Annotated in this window: 18 protein-coding genes; 12 read left to right on the top strand and 6 right to left on the bottom strand. The window is 40.2% G+C overall.

The features are described 5' to 3' along the window. The 3 genes from acnB to FFU37_RS16385 all read left to right on the top strand — a co-directional run bounded on the left by acnB (nt 1) and on the right by FFU37_RS16385 (nt 4,678). Nucleotides 1–2,598, top strand: a complete 2,598-nt coding sequence (gene acnB / locus FFU37_RS16375; RefSeq protein WP_039488618.1) for a bifunctional aconitate hydratase 2/2-methylisocitrate dehydratase — start codon at nt 1–3, stop codon at nt 2,596–2,598. Nucleotides 2,599–2,798: 200 nt separating this feature from the next. Further along, nucleotides 2,799–3,431 (top strand): 2OG-Fe dioxygenase family protein, encoded by a 633-nt coding sequence (locus FFU37_RS16380; RefSeq protein ID WP_002958808.1) that lies wholly within the window; start codon nt 2,799–2,801, stop codon nt 3,429–3,431. A gap of 11 nt (nt 3,432–3,442) precedes the next feature. Further along, complete coding sequence (locus FFU37_RS16385; protein ID WP_138489947.1) at nt 3,443–4,678, top strand: cysteine desulfurase-like protein; 1,236 nt, start codon at nt 3,443–3,445, stop codon at nt 4,676–4,678. Between the two features lie 21 nt (nt 4,679–4,699). Here the strand turns inward: FFU37_RS16385 and FFU37_RS16390 are convergent, their stop codons facing one another. Next, nucleotides 4,700–5,404: a 2OG-Fe(II) oxygenase gene (locus FFU37_RS16390; RefSeq protein WP_138489948.1), complete on the bottom strand. Its 705-nt coding sequence runs from the start codon at nt 5,402–5,404 to the stop codon at nt 4,700–4,702. A 33-nt stretch (nt 5,405–5,437) separates the two neighbouring features. Here FFU37_RS16390 and FFU37_RS16395 point away from each other — a divergent pair, with 33 nt between their 5' ends. Both FFU37_RS16395 and FFU37_RS16400 read left to right on the top strand, forming a co-directional pair. After that, entirely contained in the window at nt 5,438–5,836 is a 399-nt protein-coding gene (locus FFU37_RS16395; RefSeq protein WP_039488613.1) for an acyl-CoA thioesterase, read from the top strand. A 143-nt stretch (nt 5,837–5,979) separates the two neighbouring features. Then, nucleotides 5,980–6,495: an RNA polymerase sigma factor gene (locus FFU37_RS16400; protein WP_039488612.1), complete on the top strand. Its 516-nt coding sequence runs from the start codon at nt 5,980–5,982 to the stop codon at nt 6,493–6,495. A gap of 79 nt (nt 6,496–6,574) precedes the next feature. Here the strand turns inward: FFU37_RS16400 and FFU37_RS16405 are convergent, their stop codons facing one another. Next, a complete protein-coding gene (locus FFU37_RS16405; RefSeq protein ID WP_138489949.1) occupies nt 6,575–7,459 on the bottom strand; it encodes a metallophosphoesterase in 885 nt (294 codons plus the stop codon). Between the two features lie 54 nt (nt 7,460–7,513). Further along, on the bottom strand, nt 7,514–10,210 hold the full coding sequence (locus FFU37_RS16410) for a TonB-dependent receptor (RefSeq protein ID WP_138489950.1): 2,697 nt from the start codon (nt 10,208–10,210) through the stop codon (nt 7,514–7,516). Between the two features lie 416 nt (nt 10,211–10,626). Between FFU37_RS16410 and FFU37_RS16415 the strand changes: the two genes are divergently transcribed. The 6 genes from FFU37_RS16415 (at nt 10,627) to FFU37_RS16440 (ending at nt 21,021) form a co-directional block, all read left to right on the top strand. After that, the gene (locus FFU37_RS16415; protein ID WP_138489951.1) at nt 10,627–11,601 is read left to right on the top strand and encodes an aldose epimerase family protein; all 975 of its coding nucleotides are present in this window, start codon (nt 10,627–10,629) and stop codon (nt 11,599–11,601) included. Nucleotides 11,602–11,788: 187 nt separating this feature from the next. Continuing rightward, entirely contained in the window at nt 11,789–14,536 is a 2,748-nt protein-coding gene (locus FFU37_RS16420) for a TonB-dependent receptor (protein WP_138489952.1), read from the top strand. A gap of 192 nt (nt 14,537–14,728) precedes the next feature. Continuing rightward, entirely contained in the window at nt 14,729–16,255 is a 1,527-nt protein-coding gene (locus FFU37_RS16425) for a tryptophan halogenase family protein (RefSeq protein ID WP_138489953.1), read from the top strand. 12 nt (nt 16,256–16,267) lie between these two features. Beyond that, nucleotides 16,268–17,029: a SapC family protein gene (locus FFU37_RS16430; RefSeq protein WP_138489954.1), complete on the top strand. Its 762-nt coding sequence runs from the start codon at nt 16,268–16,270 to the stop codon at nt 17,027–17,029. Between the two features lie 53 nt (nt 17,030–17,082). Next, nucleotides 17,083–18,567, top strand: coding sequence for an SLC5 family protein (locus FFU37_RS16435; RefSeq protein ID WP_138489955.1), 1,485 nt, complete (start codon nt 17,083–17,085; stop codon nt 18,565–18,567). Nucleotides 18,568–18,888: 321 nt separating this feature from the next. Next, on the top strand, nt 18,889–21,021 hold the full coding sequence (locus tag FFU37_RS16440; RefSeq protein WP_138489956.1) for an alpha-galactosidase: 2,133 nt from the start codon (nt 18,889–18,891) through the stop codon (nt 21,019–21,021). Nucleotides 21,022–21,181: 160 nt separating this feature from the next. Here FFU37_RS16440 and recG read toward each other — a convergent pair whose 3' ends face one another. Genes recG through asnC form a run of 3 tightly spaced genes read right to left on the bottom strand, consistent with a single transcriptional unit; the run spans nt 21,182 to nt 24,508 of the window. Then, nucleotides 21,182–23,263 carry an ATP-dependent DNA helicase RecG gene (gene recG, locus FFU37_RS16445; RefSeq protein WP_138489957.1) on the bottom strand — a complete coding sequence of 694 codons (2,082 nt, stop codon included), beginning with the start codon at nt 23,261–23,263 and terminating at the stop codon, nt 21,182–21,184. A gap of 58 nt (nt 23,264–23,321) precedes the next feature. After that, entirely contained in the window at nt 23,322–24,008 is a 687-nt protein-coding gene (gene trmH / locus FFU37_RS16450; protein WP_138489958.1) for a tRNA (guanosine(18)-2'-O)-methyltransferase TrmH, read from the bottom strand. 41 nt (nt 24,009–24,049) lie between these two features. Then, on the bottom strand, nt 24,050–24,508 hold the full coding sequence (gene asnC / locus FFU37_RS16455; RefSeq protein WP_002958822.1) for a transcriptional regulator AsnC: 459 nt from the start codon (nt 24,506–24,508) through the stop codon (nt 24,050–24,052). Between the two features lie 197 nt (nt 24,509–24,705). Here asnC and asnA point away from each other — a divergent pair, with 197 nt between their 5' ends. After that, on the top strand, nt 24,706–25,701 hold the full coding sequence (gene asnA, locus FFU37_RS16460; RefSeq protein ID WP_138489959.1) for an aspartate--ammonia ligase: 996 nt from the start codon (nt 24,706–24,708) through the stop codon (nt 25,699–25,701). Nucleotides 25,702–25,732: the final 31 nt, after the last annotated feature.

A 25,732-nucleotide genomic window follows, 5' to 3' on the forward strand; every position in this document is an offset into this window, starting at 1 on the left:
GTGCTACAAGAATATCGTAAACACGTAGAAGAACGTGCCGCGTTAGGTATCGTACCAGCGCCATTAGATGCTCAGCAAACTGCTGATCTTATTGAATTAATAAAAAACCCACCTGCAGGTGAAGAAGAATTCATTTTAGATTTGTTCATTCAGCGTATACCAGCTGGTGTTGATGATGCTGCTTATATTAAAGCGGGATTTTTAGCAGCTGTAGCTAAAGGTGAAGCTAATTCTCCACTTGTTTCTAAAGAAAAAGCGGCAGAATTATTAGGTACAATGCTGGGCGGTTACAATATCGCGCCAATGATTGACCTACTTGATGACGAAACACTTGCACCAATCGTAGTTAAAGGCCTTTCAAATACATTACTTATGTTTGATGCGTTCTACGATGTTGAAGAAAAAGCAAAAGCGGGTAATACATTCGCTAAGCAAATTATTGAGTCTTGGGCAAATGCAGAATGGTTTACTAATAAGCCAGCTGTTGCTGAAAAGATCTCAGTTACTGTATTTAAAGTAACTGGCGAGACAAATACTGATGACTTATCACCAGCACCAGATGCATGGTCTCGTCCAGATATCCCACTTCATGCTTTAGCAATGCTAAAAATTGAACGTGATGGAATTACACCAGACAAGCCAGGCGAAGTAGGTCCAATCTCTCAGCTTGAAGAATTAAAAACTAAAGGCTTACCACTTGCATATGTAGGTGACGTTGTTGGTACTGGTTCTTCTCGTAAGTCTGCAACTAACTCTGTACTTTGGTTCATGGGCGATGATATCCCATTCGTACCAAACAAGCGTGTTGGCGGTGTATGTCTAGGTAATAAAATTGCTCCAATCTTCTTCAATACAATGGAAGATTCAGGTGCATTACCAATCGAATTAAATGTTGATGAGCTTAACATGGGTGAGCAAATCGATATTTACCCGTACGAAGGTGTTGTTAAGAGCCACGGTACTGACAAAGTAATCTCAACTTTTGAACTTAAATCTGATGTAATTTTAGATGAAGTTCGTGCTGGTGGTCGTATACCACTTATCATTGGTCGTGGTTTAACTGATAAAGCACGTACATCACTTGGCCTAGGTCCAACTGATGTATTTAAAGTACCAACAGTGACAGAAGTTTCTGAAAAAGGCTTCACACTAGCGCAAAAAATGGTTGGTAAAGCGTGTAACGTTCCAGGTATTCGCCCAGGCCAATATTGTGAACCTAAAATGACAACTGTTGGCTCGCAAGATACAACAGGTCCTATGACACGTGACGAACTTAAAGACTTAGCATGTTTAGGTTTTTCTGCAGATTTAACAATGCAGTCTTTCTGTCATACGTCGGCTTACCCTAAACCAATCGATGTAAACACTCACCATACGCTTCCTGATTTCATCATGAACCGTGGCGGTGTGTCACTTCGCCCAGGTGATGGTGTAATTCACTCATGGTTAAACCGTATGTTATTACCAGATACTGTAGGTACTGGTGGTGATTCACATACACGTTTCCCATTAGGTATTTCATTCCCAGCAGGTTCGGGTGCAGTAGCATTCGCAGCAGCTACAGGTGTTATGCCTCTTGATATGCCTGAGTCAATTTTGGTTCGCTTTAAAGGTGAAATGCAACCAGGTATCACTTTACGTGACCTTGTACATGCAATCCCTTACTTCGGTATTAAAGAAGGTTTATTAACAGTTGAGAAAAAAGGTAAAATTAACGAATTCTCTGGTCGTGTACTAGAAATTGAAGGCGTTGAACACCTAACTGTTGAGCAAGCGTTCGAACTATCAGATGCATCTGCAGAGCGTTCTGCAGCAGGTTGTGCGGTTAAACTTTCTAAAGAGTCTATCGCAGAATACCTAGAATCAAACATTGTTATGCTTAAATGGATGATCTCTGAAGGTTACGGCGATGTACGTACTATTGAGCGTCGTATTACTGCAATGCAAGATTGGTTAGCTAACCCAGAACTAATGGAAGCTGACGCTGATGCAGAGTACAAACATGTACTTGAAATCGATTTAGCAGATATTAAAGAGCCAATCCTTTGTGCTCCAAATGACCCAGATGATGCACGTTTATTATCTGATGTTACTGGCGAGAAAATCGACGAAGTATTCATCGGTTCTTGTATGACTAACATCGGTCACTTCCGCGCAGCAGGTAAGTTACTAGATGGCTTTAAAGGTCGTATCCCAACTCAGCTTTGGGTTGCCCCGCCAACTAAGATGGATAAAGATCAGCTTACAGACGAAGGTTACTACGGTATCTTTGGTCGTGTAGGTGCACGTATCGAAACTCCAGGTTGTTCACTATGTATGGGTAACCAAGCACGCGTTGCAGACAAAGCAACGGTTGTGTCTACCTCTACACGTAACTTCCCTAACCGTTTAGGTAATGGCGCGAACGTATTCTTAGCTTCAGCAGAACTTGCTGCAGTAGCGGCTATTTTAGGTAAACTACCTACTCCAGCTGAGTACCAAGAATACGCAGCGAAGATTAATGCAACGGCTGCAGATACTTACCGTTACTTAAACTTCCACCGTATGCCTGCTTACACTAAAAAAGCAGACAACGTGATTATTCAACAAGCTGTATAACTTTTAGAGTTTGTTTAAAAACCCGCTTCGGCGGGTTTTTTATTGGCTAAAACAAATATTAGATAGTTCATGCTTCTTTTTTTGTATTATTGTATTAACTCTAGTCTTAAATTACTTTTAAAGTAATTAATCGCGCAAAAATTCCTATCAAAATGCATTAAAATCCTTATCAATATTCTCATTATTTTAGGCGAGATTTTATGACAGCATTAAACAACCAGAATTTATTGCAACTACGTTTTGTTAACCAAGCAAATATTGATTTGGTTAAACCTTCTTTTGATAACCTTCCTGCAAACCTTTATGCAGATGGTGCCTTTCGTAAACGTCGTTATTCAGTAGTAAAAATGCAAAATGGTGAAATAAAGCTACAGCAAGCCAAAGCATTTGTTCAAGATGATTCAATTAATACTTTTCAAGGTAATGTAGAGCGTACTTACGAAAATTTAGAGCAAAGTTTACTTGAGTCAGAGGGCATGAAAAGCATTGTAAATGAATTTCGCCAACTTACCGGTATTGATGAGCAGCGTGATATTGAAATTCATCAGTTCCGCATGCTTGCCATCGATAGCGATACACCTGCAGCGCCAGAAGGCGTGCATCAAGATGGTTTTGACCATGTATGTATATGCGGTGTTTCTCACGAGAACTTAGAAGGCGGCGAACTGCTTGTATACGAAAACAAGCAAGCTGAGCCTTGTTTTAAAATGGAAATAAAAGACGGCATGTTTGCATTAATAAACGACCGTCAAGTGTGGCATAACGCAACACCTATGAACAAAATTGATGCTAGCAAACCAGGTTACCTGGATTGTTTTGTATTAACGTCTTAAGGAAGTTAGGCATGAACATAACGCAATTACGTGAGCAGTTTCCAGCATTAATGCAGAACGTTGATGGTAAATCGCCAATATTTTTAGACGGACCAGGTGGCTCGCAGGTACCAACATCGGTGCTTACTGCGATGACAGCTTATTTAGGTCATTATAATTCGAACTTAGGTGGCGCGTTTTTTTCAAGTGATAAAACGGTTGAGTTGATGGCGAATGCGCGTCAAGCAGCCGCTGATTTACTTAATGCACCTAGCTCACAACAAATTGTGTTTGGTCCAAACATGACCAGCCTAACATTTAGCTTTAGCCGTGCTATTTCACGCGACTGGCAGGCTGGCGATGAAATAATTGTAACCAATGCCGATCACTTCTCGAATGTATCGTCGTGGCAACAAGCTGCAGAAGATAAAGACGTTAAAGTTAATACGGCTTTAATTAACGAAGCTGATTGCAGCTTAGATATGGCGCAATTTGAAAGCTTATTAAACAGCAACACTAAGCTTGTAGCGGTTACTTACGCTTCAAATACCACAGGTTCAATTAATAATATTAAACGTATTGTTGAGCTTGCTCACGCTGTAGGTGCACTTGTTTATGTTGATGCCGTACATTATGCACCGCACGAACTTGTTGACGTGCAAGCACTTGATTGCGACTTCTTAGCGTGCTCTGCGTATAAGTTTTTTGGCCCGCATTTAGGTATGGTTTACGGTAAAAAAGAACATTTAGACGGGTTTACGCCTTACAAGGTTGAGCCAGCTAAAGACGTAGCACCAGGTCGCTGGGAAACCGGCACGCAAAGCTTTGAAGCAATGGCTGGTTTTATCGCAGCTGTTGATTACATTGCGGCGATTAGCGAGCTTGATAATAGCCATTCACGTCGCGAAAAGTTAAGTGTGGCTTTTGCTAAAACTAAGCAGCACGAAATGGCGCTTAGCGAACACTTTTTAACGCGCTTAGTTAATTATCCACGTATTAAGTTATTTGGTATTGATGATTTTGATCGCCTTAATGAGCGTACACCTACTTTTGCTTTAATTTTTGAAGGGCTTGAGCCACGCGCCGTTTCAGGATTTCTAGGTAAGCAGCATATTTGCGTGTGGGATGGTAATTTTTACGCGCAAGGGTTGTGCAAGCAATTAGATGTGCTTGATAAAGGCGGTGTAGTGCGCATTGGTTGTATGCACTACAACACCATTGAAGAGCTAGATCAGTTGTTTAATTTATTTGATGAACTGCTCGGTTAAATAATACTGATTTTTGGTGCGCTAACTCTTAGGCGCACCATATATTTGTTCTGCACGGTTAAACAGTACCCACGAGGTTAAAATATACTTATCGTTTGATACTGGCTTATTGCCTCTATGAGTATGTGTAAAGTAGCCAGGTGCTATCACCATAGTGCCTTTTTGAGGGGCTATTTTACGGTTTTGATAATAAAACTCTGTTTCACCACCTTCTTCTACATCGTTTAAGTAAAACATAAATAACAACACGCGATGCAAAGCTTCATTGTGCTGTAGCTGCGGATAAACTTCACTGTGCCAGTAAGGGTAGCCACCTTTGTTTACTTCGTATTTTTGCGCTTGAATGTTACCGAGTCTAAAAATTTGCTGAACTAAAACGGGTAATTGCGGTTTACCCACTTCTTCAAAATTCTCTTGGGTTAAATCGACTACCTCACCTGTTTTTGGGTGATAAACTTTTAAGCCAAATGCCCCAATCATCATAAAAATATGCTCTTCAACATACTTAAAAACATGCTGTGCAGTCGTTTGTTGTATATGTTTTAATTGTTGTGCATATTCGGGGTGATTATTTAAGTGCAGGTCGTGGCTGTCTTTTTTCTTTAAGTCGACACCGCCCGATGTTACCCCTTGTCTTACATGCGGGCTTTGCGCGAATGTGGAAATAAATTCATCGCAAAACTCATCGCTTAATGCGTTATCAATAACGCGTATAAAGTCCGTCATGGTTTACCTTTATATAATTATTATTGGATTTTTATGTTTATTGAAAAAGTGATGCCGCGCTTTAGCGAAACAGATGCACTCGGACACATTAACAATACCGTACTCCCTGTATGGTTTGAAGTCGCACGTGGACCTATTTTTAAGTTTTTTACACCGGACTTAAATCCACATGATTGGAAATTGATTATCGCCAAAGTTGAAGTGTCGTTTGTAGGCGAATTATTTTATGGCCACGAAGTGACCGTAAAAACCTCTGTAGAGCATATAGGAACTAGCTCTTTTACGCTTAGGCAAGAAGCATGGCAACACGATAAATGCTGCGCAATAGGCAAAGCTGTGATGGTGAGGTACGATTTTATTGCTAAATCAAAGCAAGCGCTTAGCATTGACGAAAAAGCAGCGCTTAACGAGCACATTACTGCTGAGTTATAACTTAGCTAATAAATGACCTTTTAGTGACAAACGCTTGGTTTGTCATATTCTTAGCATAATTGAATGCTAAATTAATCCTCTTAAATACAACTGCTAACACAGTTGTTTTTACTTTTGAATTAAAAGGTTTTTAAGGTCATTTTATGATTATCGAATCATTTTTTGAAAAGTTATATACCGAGCACAACGGTGAACTAAACCGTAGAGTCCGTGATTTTTTTGGGGCAAGCCTTAGCGATCATGAAGATTTAGTGCAAGAAGCATTTAGTAATATGTTATCGCATCAGCATATTGATAAAATAGAGTTTCCGAAAGCTTATCTGCTTCGTTCAGCTATTAACATTGGTTTAAATTATCGTTCTCGCTTTAAAAACACTCAACATTTTTTAGACGATACCCGCGATAATATTGATGAGCCACTATGTACGCAAGGTAGCCCTGAGGATCTATGTAGCATGAATTTACGAATTGAATATATTTCAGATGCGATGAATACGCTTACAGATAAGCAGCGAGACCTTATTGTACGTAGTCGTATTCATGGTGAAACATATCAACAAATTAAAGTGGCAACAGGGTTTAGCCTAGGTGATATAAGCCGCCAAATGCAAAGTGCTATTGAGCAATTGCATAGCTACATAAGTGCCAAAAATGCGTAACTAAGTTCCCTAGTCACGTTAATTCTCTCCTTGTACGCGTTATTATATAGAGCCATAGGTTATCTTTGTTTTATTGCGGTTATTTAATGGGAAGAACCATTGAAGGCTGCCTCCCTTGACCATTAATTTTAAGTTGGGTTGGCGAAAATTCAAGAGTGCTAAATGCAGTTGTATCGGTATCAAGCATCGCATGAAAAGTTACAAAGTGAATGCCGTCTTTTTTTGCGTAATTACCTACATGGTTATGACCATTAAACCATGCTTTAACGGTTGAATACTGGCTAATAAGGGTTAGCACTTCTTGCGCGTTCCATAGGTTATGGTTGTTCTCAGGAAAAATAGGGAAGTGGCTCAGTAGTACAACAGGTTGCTCTTTTACTTGCGCTACTTTTAGTTTTTCTTCTAACCACTTAAGTTGTTTTATACCAATTGCGCCATTCCAATCTTCGTGCCCTTTATATTTAGAGTTAAACAAGGTCATATTTTGTTGATGTTTGTTACTATTTTTAGGCCATGCGTAAGTGCTCACATCGTTGCCATCTAATGCGATAAAGAGCCAGTTGTTTATTTCAAAACTGTAATAGCGAGATGGCATGTTTAAAGTGTTAGTTATGCGCATTTTAAACTTATCATCTACCGAGAATTCATGGTTTCCTAATACATGATAAAGGGGAGTATTAAGCGACGATGATATTGTATTTAACGGGGTAAAACTTTTAAATTCACGGTCGATAAAGTCGCCTAAATGCAATACACCCGATAAAGGCAGAGCATTAAATTGCCCAACTGCCGTACTCAATTTTTGAGGGCAAGATGTATAGTGTCGAGTACCTTTATTGGCTTGTTCTGCATATTGGCAATCGGCAATAACACCTAAAGTAAATGTGTCATTTGCAGCAATTGATGGGCAGAAAACTAAAAGCAATAATAAATTAATGAGAAATGAAATAGTGTATTTTTTCATAACTTTTTTCCTTAAAGTAACTGGCTGCAAAAGCAGCCAGTTTAGAGGTGAGAGCTAAAATTTATACGACATACCTAACGCAAAATTACGACCACTTTGTGAGTAAGATTGAGTTCTGTGATCAAGGAATTGGCGAATTGCTTCATCCGTTAAATTTGTTGCTTCAAAGGTTATTTTTACTTGCTCTGTAATATTCATGAACGATTTAAAATCAACAAACGTTGTTTCATCGTATCCTGCAACAATGTTTTGCTCTGAGCCTTCCCCTGTAATGTATTCATCACGATAAGAGCTCGAAACACGCATGCCCCAGCGCGGCGTTTCATAATAAAGGGTAAAATTGTGAGACAGCTCAGATAAGCCAGGAGGAGTAACGCTTATGCGTTCACCTTCGTTAAATAAAATAGTTTCGCCATCAGCAATGGTTACATTGCCCAGCATTCCTAAGTAATTAAATGGCTCTGGTAAAAAATCAAAGTCCATTTGAAACGCAACTTCTAAACCAGTGACATCTGTAGAATCACCATTTATCGGTTGTGAAACGGTAAACTCAGATTGCGCATTTACGCGAGGGTCAAAGTCTAAAAATTCTAGAGGGTAACCCGTTTGCTCATAAGGTAGAGTCACTGATTGCTGGACAATAAATGACTCCATATCTTTATGAAACACTGCAATAGCTAAGCTTGACGAATTACCATAAAACTCAAATGATGTTTCGAATGAATCAGCAACAAAGCGCTCTAAGTTAGGGTTACCAGCACTAATAAATTGATCTGCAACACCCACTTGTCCTGCGGCCTTTAATTGATTTAAATTAGGTCGAGAAATATTGCGATTTGCACCAAAGCGTACTAACCAATTATCAGAAATATCAGCAACAACATTTAAGCTTGGTAGTAAATCGGAATAGGTTTTACTAAATTCAATTTGTTCAAAACCGGTTCCAGTATTAACTTCCCCGCTCGATGTTTGTTCAGTTTCGTACCAACGTAAACCTAAGTTACCTCTAATTGGGAAGTTACTTATTTCGGTGTTCCATACATACTGTGCATAAACCCCAATAGTATCTTCTTCAATTTGATATACAGTACCAGGGCGATTATGAGAGGCGTCTAACTCGCGAGAAATTAAACCTGTTGCAACAACACGCTCAAAAGTAGCTTGGTTATCTGCAATAACATAGTCATATAAAATTGGAATACTAGTTATTTGAAAAACAGCTTCAGGTGAATTTGGGTCATTTTCCCAATCAACACGGTCTCTGCGTTCAAAACCATCTGATTGATAGTTTTTAGACTGAAGACCAAACTTAAATGAATGCACATCATTAAGTTCGTAATTAAAATCAACTTGATACGTGTTGTATTCATTGCTTATTTCATCTTCGCGGACATCAGTTCGCATTAATGCCCACTGGTCGATATCGGTAATATCAAAGTCGTAAGTATTTTGACCATATTTAGCATTGCGCCAATCAACAGAAAACGCATGATCGACAGATTCACTAAAAACTTTATCGTTTATAGGCTGCTCAAAAGTAGATTTTGATAAACCAAACATGGTTGTCATGTATAGTTTATCGGTTAGTTCAAAATTACCACTGAGTGATATTTGGTGAAAATCAGTTTCGCCAAAACTTACTTTTGACTCAGTACGCAAATCAAGACCTTCAAATGAGGCGTATACTAAATCGTCACCTTCAATGGCTGCATCAACGAGTAATTGATTTGCTGTCACATCGCCAGTAAATGCGTTTGTGCCCGCTGTTGATAATTGATTTTCAATGCGATCGTTAGATAGCTTTCCGTACAAAATATCCAAATCGAAAGACATTGCATCAGAAGATTGCCACTGAAATGCAGCGGTAATACCGGTACGTTTTCGAGTATTAGCCCAAGATGCAATGTTATTAGCGCGAGATACAAACACACGGTCATTACCCGTGGCGTTGACTAAACGGTTTTTGATATCGCCGTCAACTGAATCTGCAACATTATCATCACCAAAGCTCGCTTGCTTCCAAGACCACACATGATAGCCTTCTTCAATCGTATCTACTTCAGAATAAGCAACCGATACGAGCGCACCAAAATTCCCCCAAGTATTCGATAACAAACCAGCAAAGCGAGGGTCTGAATGCTCTGTTCTATCATTATAAATACCTTTTACACTTACAGCACCTTGTAGTCCTTCTTCAGAATTATCAAAAGGTTTTGCAGTATGTAAGTCAACAGTACCGGCAATACCCCCTTCATCTAATGATGCATCATACGATTTATACACATCTACGCGATTAAATAGTTCTGAGGCAAAAATACTGAAATCAAAATCTCGAGAGCGGGATGCACCGCCACGTTGGTCAATACCTGAATCGCTTGTAAAAAGTGCTTCCATGCCATTTAAGCGTGTGCGTGTAAAATTAGGACCCAAGCCACGTAGCGATATTTGACGACCTTCACCTGAGTCACGCGAAATAGATACACCCGGTACTCGCTGTAATGACTCTGCTAAGTTAGCATCAGGGAATTCGCCAATGTCTTCAGCGAGTATGCTGTCTTGCGAGCCAATGGCATTTTTTTTGAGCTCTTTACTACGGGCTAGGTTAGAGCGGTAGCCTGTTACCGTGATCGCTTCCATTTCTTGCTGAACTTTATCACTTTGAGCTGCATGTATAGGGCTGCTTGCTAATACAAATGTGCCAGATACAGCGCCAACTAATATGCTCAGTTTATTAAGTTTAAATGGGATCATAATTCCTTTCTTCTCTCAGTTAATGTTTATAAATACTAAAAACAAAGTGCACACGCAGCGATTAAGCTGGATTAAATGGTGCAGACATCAACTAAACAAACTAGGACTGATAATTTTCCAAATAAAAGAGAGGTTTAATAAAAACTTAACATATGTCAATTAATTGAGTTGCTTAAGTCTACACTTGCATTGAACTTTTTATTTGATGGTTAATTAAGAGGCTTTGGGGGTAAAAACGATAAATATTCAATCTACTCGCCTCGTGTAAATAAATAATGGCAGCTGTAAATTTTTGTCGTGATTTTTTAACGCATTTAGATTGAGTTGCAGGCTTCAATTATATATTATTTATATTATATATTGTTGCGCCGTTATAACACAAAATGTTAATTCGGTAATTTGATTGGAGTATGCGTGTGACATCTATTGCCAGTAACCAGCCTTTACAAGTTATTCAGCTCAGTGATGGTGAGAATTTAGCAGCTGAAATTTTGCCGTTTGGCGCAATAATAAAAAGCATTAAATTTAAAAAACAAGAAATGACGCTTAGCGTCGATGACCCTCAATACTATCTTGAAAACCCATTTTACTTAGGCGCTACAGTAGGTCGATACGCTAATCGTATTGCAAAGGGGCGTTTTAGCTTATCTGGTACGCAGTATCAACTAGAGGCAAATAACGGTCCTAATAGCCTACATGGCGGTGTTAAAGGTTTTAATAAAGTACTTTGGCAAGTAACTAAACAAACTGAAAGTGAAGTTGAGCTTTATTATTGCTCGCCCGACGGAGAACAAGGTTTCCCCGGTGAGTTGCAGGTTTGGCAAACTATTAGCGCTAAAAACGGCGAGCTTACTCTGCACTTTAAAGCGATAACCAATAAAGAAACGCTCGTTAACTTTACCAACCATTGCTACTTTAATCTTGATGGCAGTGAATCAATTAATGAGCATCTTGTTCAAATTAATACCGATCGTTACCTTCCTATTGATACAACTAGTATTCCACTTAATGAAGCCGCTTTAGTTTGCGGTACCTGCTTTGACTTTACTAAGCCAGCTCAAGTTGGTGAGGCCTTAAGCGCCGTTCATCCTCAGCTAGAAGCTGGAAATGGCTTTGATCACTGCTATATTTTTAATGATGACAGCAGTTTAAAGACGATGGCTACATTAACTTCGCCACACACGAACGTTAGTTTAACCCTTAAAAGTACACAGCCAGGCATGCAGCTTTATACCGCAAACTTTGTTGGTTCGCCTTTTAAAGCACGGCAAGCTTTGTGTTTTGAAGCGCAAAATTGGCCAGATGCGCCAAATCGTGAAAATTTTCCAAAGGCTAATTTATTGCCAGCAGAGAAATACGAACAGGTTATTATTTACGCTTTTTCTGAGTGAATACAGCTCTTTAATGTTAATTAAAAGAAAATCAAAAGAAAATATACGGTAATTAAATGCTATCCATAATTAAGGAAAAGGTTGCACTTTTTGCCAGTTTAAAGTATTTATAATATAAATAGTATTTGAAACTATACGCACTACCACAACGACACAACGACTACACACAATCAGGAGTTTTTAAAAAATGATAATTAACAATAAGTTATCGTTCAACAAGAAAACCGCGCTCAGTATTGCTATCACTGGTATATTGGCAAGCGGAAGCGTTGCAGCTCAAGGCGCTGAAGGCAATACGCCTACAGTAGTAAATGAAGATGTTGAAGTTATCGCAGTAACGGGTATCCGCAGCAGCTTACGTTCATCAATGTTAGATAAAAAAGCATCTAATGTTGTTACAGACGGGATTAAAGCAGAAGATCTTGGTAAATTTCCTGATTTAAACGTAGCAGAATCTCTGCAACGTATTACAGGTGTAGCAATTGACCGCAGTGGTGGTGAAGGCCAAGCGGTAACTATTCGTGGTTTTGGTCCACAATTTAATACTGTACTTGTTAATGGTCGTCAAATTGCGACAGACAGTGCAGGTCGTGAATTTAATTTTGATGTATTAGCAGCAGATCAAATCACCGGTGCTGATATTTATAAAAGTAATACAGCAACGCTTCAAGAAGGCGGCATTGGTGGTACGGTTAACGTAACTACAGCACGCCCTTTTGATTTTGGTGGTTTACATATTTTAGGTTCAGTTAAAGGTATGTACGAAAGCCTTTCTGAAGAAGTATCTCCATCAACATCATTTTTAATAAGTAATACGTTTAACGATGACAAGCTAGGTGTGCTTTTTGCCATCACTAATCAGCAACGTAAACTTCAAAACAACCAAATTTTAACGGCAGGTTGGCGCGGTGGCCAAACAATATCTAACCCAACTGATGGTGTATTGTTTGAAAATGCCTACATTCCACGTAACTGGGACCAAGTAGTTGATGAGCAAGACCGTGAACGTACAAACGCAAGTTTAGTACTTCAATATGCACCGTCTGACGATGTTACGATTACGGTTGATGGAATGATTTCAAAATTTGAAGTTGATTCGTCAGTGCGTGATTTAGCATCTTGGTTCGAACCAGACCGTGTAGGCAGCGCAACAATTGATGCTGAAACGGGTACGCTTTTAACTTTCTCTCAAGAAGTTGGCTTAGGCGCGCCAAGTGGCGACCCTGCAAGTGATTTTGTATCACACACGCGTAACTCACGTGACGTAACCAACAAAGCATTTGGTATTAACGTTGACTGGCAAGTAAATGATTCATTAAAAGCAAAATTTGATGTATCTCGCTCAACAGCTGAAAACGACCGTGCAGGTAATGATCGTTTTAACGTAGTGGGTATTATTAACAGCTATACTTTTGATGGTACAGGCAGCATTCCTACCGTACAGCATGATGGCTTTGAAAATGGTTCATTGCCAGATCCTAGCCTAGCGCGTCTTCACTACAACGAAATTGGTAACCAATTTACTGATGAAGATGAAATCACTGAAGTAAAAGCCGATTTTGAATACGTGCCAGATAAAGGCCCAGTAGAGCGTATTAACTTTGGTGCTTATCGCCAAGAGCGTGAAAAATCTAGCTTCCAAATTTTTGGTAGCCAATGTCAATTTTGTGGTTACGGTACACAAGCACCGCTTGATGAAATTGATTTTGAAGCATACACAGCGAGTAATTACTTCCCTGGTTTGATCGATACATTTTATAGCTACGATGGCGATAAAATGCTTGATTACTTAGCCGATCAAGGTTTTCCAGTAGAGCCAACGCTACAAAATAACCGTTACACAATTAACGAAGACATCACTAGCTTATACATGGACTTTACGCTTGGTTTTGACTTAGCTGATATGCCAGTAACCGTTAATATGGGTGCTCGTTACTCAGAAACCGATATTGAAGTTGCTGCAATACAAAGCTTTATTAGCGATGTAGTTCCAACTTCAGATGCGACATTGTTTGCTAACGTATTTGGCCCTGCGACTAATATTGAACAAGGTACTAGCTACTCAAACTTACTACCGTCTTTCAACGTTAAGCTTGAGCTACAAGATAATATGATTTTACGTTTTGCCGCGTACGATAGTATTACTCGTCCAACTATGTCTCAGTTATCTCCAGCAACAAACTTTAACGAACCACGTCGTCAAAACTTAACGGCAAGTGGTGGCAATCCAGCACTTAAACCATTCCAATCAGAAAACTGGGATATCTCTTACGAGTGGTACTACAACGATGCTAACTTATTTAGCTTTGCAGTATTTAGTAAAGAAGTTGACGACTTTATTGTTACGTTAACGGGTGCAGAAACATACGAAATGTCTGACCGTTCAGGTCCTGATTTTGCGTGTACTACATGTACAGACCAAACAGATGACGAACTTATTGGTAGCTCAGAAGTTTACACTGTAAGCCGTCCTCAAAATGGTGAGTCTGCAACTGTAACCGGCTTCGAAGTGGGTGTTACTCACATGTTTGAAAATGGCTTTGGTTTTATTGCCAATGCGACTGTTGTGAATAGCGACATTAGTGTAGGTGATGATACAACTCAAACATTTGCACTAGAAGGTTTGGGCGATTCACAAAACTTAGTATTGTTTTATGAGCAAGACAACTGGCAAGCACGTGTTGCATTTAACAACCGTGAAGGCTTTTTACGCTTAGTTGATAACGGCTTCAATGGTGAACCAGTGAACGTAGAAACGTACGGCCAGTGGGATATTAGTGCAAGCTACGATATTAACGAAAACTTCACTATTTTTGCTGAAGGCATCAATATCACTGAAGAAGAGTTAGTACAAACAGGTCGTTTTGCTAACCAAATTTATTCAGTGGAAGATAATGGCTCACGTTACGCGTTTGGTATTCGCGGATCGTTTTAATTAATGTTTGAGGCGAACTTCTCGCCTCTTGTTTCATTGCAGCACATTAGTGCTAATACCAATTAGGTTAATTTAACAGTAATGTATATTAGTTAACCTAATTGTCTAAAATGAAGCCACATTAAATCCAAATGCCCTACCGGGCATTTGTTGTATAAAACGTTATCAAAGATACTCAAAGAGTAGTCCATTATGAATAAAGCAATAAAAACAATCGCAGTAATTGGTGGCGGCACAGCAGGATGGTTGAGCGCTGCAATTATAGCTTCGTATCACCAAGGTAAAAATGGTGATGGCTTAAAAGTGATGTTGGTTGAATCGTCAGATATTCCAACAATTGGTGTAGGTGAAGGTACCTGGCCCACTATGAAAAACACACTTCAGCAAATAGGTTTGCGTGAAGTTGATGTATTTAAAGCCTGTAACGCTACCTTTAAGCAAGGTGGTAAATTTGTAAATTGGACGCACGGCAACAACGACTTTTACTACCATCCATTTACTGTACCGCTAGGCTACGGCCGCATAGATTTAGCCCCATATTTAGATAATGTTGAAGACTTTGCACAGCAAACTAATTTTCAACATGATATTTGCGAAGCAAGCTTAGCCCCAAGAGGTATAGCGCAAGGTGAATATCAAGGTAATTGTAATTACGCTTATCACTTAGATGCCGGCGCTTTTGCAGAAATGCTTAAACAGCATTGTAAAAGTAAGCTTGGCGTAGAGCATATTATTGGTACTGTTGATCAGGTAAAACTTGATGACGATGGTGCAATAAATGAGCTTACTCTAAAAGATCAAACCCGCATTATAAGCGCCGATTTATTTATAGACTGTACTGGTTTTTCATCATTGTTATTAGGCCAAGCGCTCAACGTACCGTTTAAAAAAATGGACCACGTGCTATTTAACGACAGCGCACTGGCGATGCAAGTCCCTTACGATGAAAACGATGACTCCTTAGCCAGCCATACCATAGCAACAGCGCAAAATGCTGGATGGATTTGGGATATAGGTTTAACGCATCGCCGTGGTGTAGGGCATGTTTATTCAAGCAAATTTTTATCAGACGATGAAGCAGAGCAAAACTTACGAAACTATTTAGGCGATGCAGCAAACGGTTTAACTGCCCGTAAAATTAGCTTTGAGTCGGGCTACCGTGAGAAGTTTTGGCATAAAAACTGTGTTGCAGTGGGTATGTCAGCAGGGTTTGTAGAGCCGCTTGAAGCAACCGCTATTATGCTTGTTGAAATTTCAGCACGCTTTGTAGCAGAGCATATGCCAGCAGATACACAAGTAATGCCTATTGTAGCTAAACGCTTTAACGAGCAAATGGACTACCGCTGGCAGCGCATTATCGACTTTTTAAAGCTCCATTACATGCTAACCAAGCGCCCAGAACCTTACTGGCAAGCACATGTACATCCGGACACTATTCCACAAACCCTGCAAGAAGATTTACTGCTTTGGGGAAGCCGTGGCCCGCTTATTCAAGATTTTCATGGCGCATTAGAGTTATTCCCAGCCGCCAGCTACCAGTACGTTTTATATGGTATGGGCTTCAAACCAGACTTTACTAAACAGGCTTATTTGTATTCACAAGACGCGCAAGCCAAACAAATAATTGAACGTAACAGCCAGCTTACACAGCAGATGTTGCAAACTTTGCCGCCACACCGCGCTTATATTGAGCAGTGGTTAGCGGCTAACCCAGTTTAAGGATGTGTAACTATGGCTATTAGTGAACTAGTAAACACCGAACACCAAACATTAAAAATTAACCCTAATGCAGGTATTGAATATGCAAAAACGCAGCATTTAGTTAATTTAAGAGCTAACGAAGTAGCAAAAGCTGCATGCGACTTACCTATATTTTTAGCGCGAAATGCGCAAAACGGCAGTTATACCGTATCGGGTTTAACAAGCTTTAGTGCTGGGCAAAGTTTATTGGTTAATAACAACCAGTGGCAGGCGCTTTACACACCGGTATGTATACAAACTCACCCTCTTTATTTAATGACCCGTGAAGCAAATAGCAGCGACTACTTTATTGCGATTGATGATCAAAGCTCAGCCGTAAATACGCAGCAAGGCGAGGCACTATTTGATGCTAAAGGTAACCCAAGCTTATTTTTAAATTCACAGCAAAAGCTACTTGAGAGCGATTTAAAAAATGATTATCAAACGTATCAATTTACCCAAGAAGTAGCGCGCTTAGGGCTTATTAAAAACATAGATATTGTATTGCAGTTTGAACAAGGCGAAACCCAAACTATTCAAGGTTTGAGCACCGTTGATGAAGACAAGCTGCAAACTTTAGATAGCGATACCGTTGCAAGCTTACACAATCAAGGTTACCTAAGTGTGCTTAACAGTATGCTTATTTCACTGTTGCAGTTAAATGCATTGGTAAAGCTGCACAACCAACGTCCCGAACTTATGCCTTTAAAGCAAATTAAGTTAGAACTAAGTCGAGATGCGCACGCGCTGTAGCGTGCACTTTTTTATTACACAGACATTGCGCGTAACGCGTAGGAGACACACACATGTCAGATAACATTTTACAGCTGGTGGTTTTTGTTTTTGTCACCGCTTTAATTGGTGGCCTTACTTATTGGAAATGCCGAGGCCAAAATCGTAATAACGGACAAAGCCAAACCAAAGAGTATTTTTTAGCGGGCGGTGGCCTTACTTGGATGTTTGTTGCAGGTTCAATAACACTTACTAACTTAAGTACCGACCAACTAGTGGGTATGAATGGTAACCAAATGGCTTTGCTTGTTTGGTGGGAGCTTGCGGCGATTATTGGCTTAATTATTTTAGCTAAGGTCTTCATTCCTGTTTATTACAAATACAATTGTACTACCACCACAGAGCTTTTAGAAAAGCGCTATAACAATAAACATATTCGCGCTGTTATTGGGGGATTATTCTTTTTAGGTAATGCACTTATTTACATGCCAGCGGTAATTTACTCAGGTGCGCTGTTTATGCAAACCATGTTTAAGGTTGATATTCCGCTAATGTATATTGCCACCGCATTTGCCATTGTAGGTGCTATTTATGCGTTTTTTGGTGGTCTACGTGCAGTTGCAGTGTCTGATACTTACAACGGCTTACTGGTACTGGGTATGGCGGTTTTAGTGGTGTTTTTAGCATTAAATGCCATTGACTACGACTTTACGGGCATTCCAGAGGAGCGCTTAACACTCATCGGCGATGCTGATTCACCTATTCCATGGCCAACACTTTTAACCGGTATGATCTTTATTCAAATGTATTACTGGGGTACTAATCAAACAATTACACAACGAGCCATGGCTGCTCCTAATGTTAAAGAAGCACAAAAAGGGATATTTGCCGCAGCGGGAATTCGTTTTTTAATCGTCCCTGCCATTGTGGTATTACCGGGTATTATTTCGTTTAAACTTTACGGCGATATTGGCGACGCTGCTTATGGTCGAATTGTAGGCGATGTAATGCCAGCATGGTTAACCGGTGTGTTTGCAGCGGCAATGGCAGCCGCTGTACTCTCTACTTACAACAGCTTATTAAATTCAGCTACAGCACTATACGTGTGTGACATTCACGAAGCTTACTTTAATAAAGAGCCAAGTGTTGTAAAGCTAAGTGGTTACGTAACATTGCTACTAACAAGCTTAACACTGGTACTTGTACCAATTTACCAGCAAGCCGACAGTATTATTAACTTACTACAGCAATTAAACGGCTTATTAAGTATGCCTATATTCTCAATTTTTGTAGTGGGCTTATTATTTAAAAATGTTGATGCACGTGCAGGTATTGCAGCAGTAATTTTAGGTGTTGTAATGTACGGCATGCTTACGTTTGCAAACTCACCACTACATACTGACATTCATTACATTCATTTAATGCCAATTACACTGATTGTATGTGTAGCTTTTGCATTGATAGTAAATAAAGTGGTATTTGGTTTGAATGCGCAGTGGGCAGGTAAAACACCGGCACTTGATGACGCAGGACAAGTACAAGTACAAGCACAAAAATAGGTTGTAAATAGTTTAAGCTGACAAAATCGGTCATGGGGCAACTCTGGCCGATTTTTTATATATATTAAAAGCAATAATATAGCTTTAAAGTGAGGGTTGGTTTAATACTTTTTATTACAGTGGTACTTCCAGTGAGTTTATCTGACTATTTGCGATGTAAAGACTATCAAAACCTAATTTGTATGATATATACTATTATTGTTGAGTGTCACCATCTGATAGATTGTGGCTCAAGCAAAGAGATACATTTAGTAAATAGTGTAGCTTACTAATTTTCGTTATATTTATAACTCACACAATGAACAAGAGGATAGGAAAATCATGGCCGACACTAAATCATTTTATCGATTAGACAGTGTAAACAGCACCGTTATTTTCGACTGCCAGAGCAAAACACCGGCGTTACTGTACTTTGGTAAGCGCCTATCTGAGCAAACAACAGAAACAATGCTTACTCAGCTTGCTACCCGTCAAGAAGTAAAATGTGCCGTGGTTGAAGAAGCGCCTATTTCTCTATCTCCTTTATTAGGCGAAGGCTTTACTGGCGCGCCAGGGCTTGAGCTAGTAAATGACTCAATCGCATGGTCAGTTGGGCCAGAGCTTCAAGAAGTGCGTCAGCCTTCAAGTGCGACTGTTGAGTTTGTAAGTGTAGATAAGCTTCGTGGTATTGAAGTCGTGCACAGCATTACGCTTGACAACAACAGTGACGTATTAAGTGCACATACTGTATTAACTAATTTAGGTGACTCACCACTGAGCGTTAATTTCTGCGCCGCGCCAACATTTCAATTGCCAGACAGCGTAAGTAAAATAGTGAGCTTTGAAGGTCGTTGGTCAAACGAATTCCAGCGTCAATCTGTTGATTTAGTGCTTGGTAGCTTTGTACGTGAAAACCGTAAAGGCAAAACATCACACGATGTGTTTCCTGGTTTATTAGTGCATAACGAAAATGCAGGCGAGCAACACGGCGAATGTTACGGCTTTCATTTAGGTTGGAGCGGCAACAATAAACTACGCGCAGAGCTTCTAGCTGAAGGTCGTCGTTATGTACAAATGGGTGAGCTATTACTTCCTGGTGAGCTTACGCTTGCTAAAGGTCAAACGTATCAAAGCCCGAGCATTTATGGCTCGTTTTCAAGTGAAGGTTTTAGCGCGCTTTCTCGTAATTTTCATCGTTTTGTTAAAGCTAATTTACTTAGCCAAGCTCAACGTGAAAAAGCGCGCCCTGTGCATTACAACACGTGGGAAGGTATTTACTTTGATCACGACGTAGACACGCTTAAGCAGTTAGCCGACAAAGTAGCGCCGTTAGGTATTGAGCGTTTTGTACTTGATGATGGCTGGTTCAAAGGCCGCCGTGGCGACAATGCAGGCTTAGGTGATTGGACAGTAGATTACAAAATTTACCCAGATGGCTTATCGCCAGTCATTGATCATGTTAATAGCTTAGGTATGGAGTTTGGTATTTGGTTTGAACCAGAAATGGTCAACCCTGATAGCGATTTATACCGCGCGCATCCAGATTGGGTTTTAGGATCTGAAAATAACGAGCAGTTAAGCTTTAGAAATCAGCTAGTACTTGATTTAACGCGCTCTGAGGTTGTTGAGTACCTATATAAAGCGATTGACGATATTTTAGTTGAATACCCAACTATTAAGTACATTAAATGGGATATGAACCGCGATATTAACCATGCGGGTAATTTTGATGGCAAGCCTGCTGTGCATCAGCAAACATTAGCACTTTATCGTTTAATTGACCGTATTAAAGCGGCGCACCCAGGGCTTGAAATAGAAAGCTGTTCGTCAGGTGGTGCACGTGTAGATTACGGCGTACTTGCACACACAGACCGTGTATGGACGTCAGATTCAAATGATGCGCTTGATCGCCTTGAAATACAGCGTGGATGTTCGTTCTTTTTCCCATCGTCGGTTATGGGTGCACACGTAGGCCCACGCGATTGCCATATCACAGGGCGTAATGTAAGTATTGAAATGCGTGCTGCGGTATCAATGTTTGGCCACATGGGAATCGAAATGGACCCACGTGAGCTGAACGATCACGAATACAATGCACTTAAAGCGGCAATAGCACTTCACAAAGAGCATCGTGAGTTTATTCATAGCGCCGATTTATACCGCCTAGATAGCGACGATTTATCAATTAACTTTGGTTTAATCGATGCGCAAAAAACAAAAGCGTTATTTGCCTATAACAGCGTTCGCGAAACACCGCGTACAGCGCCTAATAAGCTTCGTTTTGTTGGCCTAGATGCCGATGCGCAGTACACACTTAATTTAGTGTGGCCGGTAAAATTTGAAGAGTATCGCCCATCTTCTATTGCTGCGGTAAATGGTCAAACATTTACCGGTGAAGCGCTAATGCAGTTTGGTTTACAAATGCCAATTTCATTCCCGCAAACATCGCTTATATTTGAGCTCAACAAAGCGTAAATTTAACTAAGAGCAGTAAAGGGTGAAAATCGCTTTTATGCTGCTCTATTGAGATATCAGGAGTCAGCTCTATATTGTTTAGAGCTGACTTTTTTATATCTTTAGTAAGCTAATTTAGTAAATTAACTTAGTAAACTCAGAAGTATAGAAAATAAAGTGGTTACGCTTGCGCGTAATTTTGCTTGTTACCCAACCAACGTTGAATTAGTGGGTCAACAACCTCTGGATGTTGCTTAAGCATTTGCTGTGCAATTGGCCTTACTTGATTAAGTATGTGCTTATCACGAGTAAGATCGGCAATTTTAAACTCGGCTAACCCTGTTTGTTTTGTACCGAGTACTTCACCAGGGCCACGAATTTCTAAATCGCGCTCTGCTATCACAAAGCCATCGTTACTATCGCGTAGTACACCTAATCGCTTTTGAGCGGTATGAGACAGTGGTGCGTGGTATAAAAGCACGCAATGCGATGCAGTAGCGCCACGGCCAACTCGCCCACGTAACTGATGCAGCTGTGCTAAGCCTAAGCGCTCAGGGTTTTCTATAATGATTAAGCTCGCATTAGGGACATCTACACCAACTTCAATAACCGTAGTGGCTACTAATACGTGTATGTTTCCTGCTTTAAACTCGCTCATAATGGCTTGTTTTTCAGCTGATTTCATTCGCCCATGTACTAAGCCTACGTTTAGCTCTGGTAGCGCTTCTTTTAACTGTAGTGCACTATCTTCGGCGGCTTGGCATTGCAGTACTTCAGATTCATCAATCAGTGTACACACCCAATAAACTTGGCGGCCTTGCTCGTTACACGCTAATTTAACGCGGGCAATAATATCGTCTCTGCGAGTATCAGGAAGTGCCACTGTTGTGATTGGCGTACGCCCAGGTGGCAGCTCATCAATCACAGAGGTTTCTAAGTCGGCATAGGCGGTCATAGCGAGTGTACGTGGAATGGGTGTTGCGGTCATGACTAGTTGATGAGGGTAACAATCACCAAACTTACCTTTTTCACGCAGTGATAAACGCTGGTGGACACCAAAGCGGTGTTGCTCGTCAATAACGATAAGCACTAAGTTATTAAACTTAACTTCATCTTGAAATAAAGCGTGAGTACCTACAATCATTTGCGCTTCACCAGAGGCTATTTTTTCAAGTGTTGCTACGCGCTCTTTGCCTTTTGTTTTACCGCCAAGCCAAGCAACTGTTATACCTAGTTGATTAAACCACGTTGTAAAATTAACACCATGTTGCTCTGATAAAATTTCAGTAGGAGCCATTAAAGCGACTTGAAAGCCCTGCGCAATGGCTGTTAGTGCACTAAGTGCTGCTACTAGGGTTTTACCTGAGCCTACATCGCCCTGTACTAAACGCATCATGGGATACGCGTGTTGCATGTCACCTTTAATCTCAGCAACTACGCGGCTTTGCGCATTTGTGGGTGCAAAAGGAAGCTGCTCTAAAAATTGGCTTTCTAATGTGTTTACTGGATTTAATGCCACGGCTTTAACTTGTTGCCCTTGCTCTCGCACTTTTAATAAGCTGAGGTTTTGAGCAAGTAACTCCTCGAATACAAGGCGCTGTTGAGCAGGGTGAGTACCTTGCTCTAATGCAGTTACATCAACATCATTTGGTGGGCGGTGCAGTAATAATAAGGCGTCACTTAGCGGCATATTTGATGGCTGCCACTGTGAAGGCAGTAGTTCTTCTACTGAGTATTTATTTAGTAAATCAATAGCCTGTTCGCTTAAAGCTCTAATCGATAGTTGCTTCAAACCTTCGGTTGTTGAATAAACGGGCGTTAATGTTGTCGCTACCGGCTGCTCGTTAGAGGTATCGCTGATGCTGTATTCAGGATGACTCATTTCAAAGCCAACACGGCCACGGCGCACTTCACCAAAACAACGTATTATTTTACCAGCGCTAAATGCGTTTTTTTGTGCGGCGGTAAAATTAAAAAATCGTAATGTTAGTCTGCCAGTACCATCATTGATTTGGCAAACAAGCATACGCCTTTTACCAAACGTAATTTGGCTTGTTTCAATTGTTGCTTCAACACTCACGTGGCTGTGCAGTGACAACTCATTAATCGCGTATAAGCGAGTGCGATCTTCATAGCGAAGTGGCAAATGAAAAAGCATATCTTGCACAGTTAAAATACCTAGCTTTGACAAACGCTCAGCCATTTTTGGGCCGACCCCTTTGAGCTCTGTAATTGGGTATTGATTTAAGCTAGGTTTAGACAAATTATATCAATCTTATTATTTGTGAATAAGTTAAGTGTACTTACAGAGCTTTAGTCCATCAAGTATGTTTTAAAGCTTGCCAAAATTGCTCGTCAGCGACTATTTCGCCGTTTTCATCAAGTGCAGGATAAGGTAATTTTTTTTGTTTACACAGCCTTGCGATAATAGGGTGGCAGCCTTCAAAGTAAAGTGGATGTTTAACTTCGGCGCTCAACATATCTCTATTATATAAACCAGCCAGCTCGCGTTGGCGCTGTGCTTCAAACAATATTAGCGCAGCAGCAACTGAAACATTTAGCGATTGCACCATGCCTTGCATTGGAATAATAATATTTTGATCGGCATATTCTAGGGCTTTTTCTGATATCCCTGTTTTTTCTTGTCCAACAATAATAGCCGTTGGCTTGGTGTAATCTACTTCTCTAAAATCAACGGCATCTTCTGATAAGTGAGTTGCTAATATTTGTATTTCTGGATTGCGTTCACGCATTGCAGTAACAGCATCATCAATATTTCTATGTAAGTGCGTCTCTAGCCAGTTTTTACTGCCGCCTGAGGTATTGTTTGTTAGCCATTTTTGCTTTTCAGGCCATACAGCATGTACGTGATGGCAACCAACCGCATCAGCACTTCGTACTATTGCAGATAAGTTATGGTGTTTGTGCACGTCTTCTAAGCACACGGTTAAGTCTGTTTGACGGCGCGAAAGTACGTCTTCGATTCTTTGATAGCGAGTTTGCTGCATGGTTATCCTCTTTTTTCGGCAATTATACGAGATTTTTGCAGTTAAGGCATTACCGTACGGCTAATTGGATTTTGTAGAGAAATAAGAGTTTCTGTTGACTGAATAGCTTCTATTGCCTGTATTTTATTAATCAGCACATCTTGTAAGTGATCAATGGACTTTGTCATTACCTTTATAAATATACTGTAGTTACCTGTTGTGTAATAAGCCTCTACCACTTCCTCCAATGCTTCTAGCTTTATAAGCGTTTGTGGGTAATCACGTGCGTTATTTAAATTAATACCTATAAAGCAACACACATCGTAGCCTAGCTGTTTAGTATTAATCGTTAATTGGGTGCCTGTAATGATCCCTGCTTGCTTCATTTTTTCAATTCTTACGTGAATTGTCCCTGCGCTTACATTAAATCTTTTTGCTAATTCGGCGTACGCAGTACGGGCATTTGCCATTAACGCATGAAGTATCTGTTTATCGAGATTATCGATTAAATAATTTTCCATTATATTTTTCTCATAAAATTATCGAATATATGATTTTTATACCACTTAATTGATGGTTTTAATATGTTAAAGCTATTTTTGTTGTGGGATATTGAATTAATACATCAAATCGTTACATTAACCTCATTAAAGGCGCTCATTAGGGCGCTTTTTATCAATTAAGCAAGTAACAATAACTGGGAATGAGGCCAATTATTATGAGTTCACACTATGTGCAGCAACAGCAGCAAATAAGTAAAGTTAAGCATTTTTTTTCACAGCAACTTGAAACCCAACTTGGGCTGGTTGAGGTTCAAGCCCCTATTTTGGCTAAAGTAGGTGACGGCACGCAAGATAACTTAAGCGGCCATGAAAACGCAGTTGCTGTAAATGTGAAAGCGATTACAGATAGCCGCTACGAAGTGGTGCATTCACTGGCTAAGTGGAAACGTAAAACACTCGCAACTTATGGCTTTGGTGTTGGTGAGGGTATTTATACTCAAATGAAAGCTTTGCGCCCAGATGAAGATTCATTAAGTCCTATTCATTCTGTATATGTTGATCAATGGGATTGGGAAAAAGTAATTAACGAAACCACAGAGCGTTCGCTGGCGACACTAAAGCAAACTGTTCAATCTATTTATAAAGGGATAAAAGAGACGGAAGCTTTTGTAAGTGAGTCTTATGGTTTGACGCCTTTTTTACCGAGCGATATTAAGTTTGTGCACAGTGAAGAGCTACGTAAAATGTACCCTGACTTTAGCGCTAAACAGCGCGAAAAAGCCATTGCACAAGAATATGGTGCTGTATTTTTAATTGGTATTGGTGGCGCGCTTGGTGATGGCAAAATCCATGATGTAAGAGCCCCAGATTACGATGATTGGTCTACGCCGACATGCGAGCAATACATGGGTTTAAATGGTGATATTTTAGTATGGAACCCAGTACTTGAAGACGCCTTTGAAATTTCATCAATGGGTATACGTGTAAGTCCTGAGGTTTTAAAAGCGCAGTTAAGGGTTACTGGAGATGAAGACCGCTTAGAGTTTGATTGGCATAAAGCGCTACTACAAAGTAAATTTCCGCAAACAATTGGCGGTGGAATAGGGCAGTCGCGCTTGGCTATGCTCTTGCTACAAAAGCAGCATATTGGTCAAGTACAAGTGGGTGTATGGCCGCAGCAAACACATGCTGAGGTAAGCGGTTTACTTTAAATGTGAATAAATTTGAGTGCTCAATAGAGCA

Source organism: Pseudoalteromonas distincta (genome assembly GCF_005877035.1).
GTDB lineage: Bacteria > Pseudomonadota > Gammaproteobacteria > Enterobacterales > Alteromonadaceae > Pseudoalteromonas > Pseudoalteromonas distincta.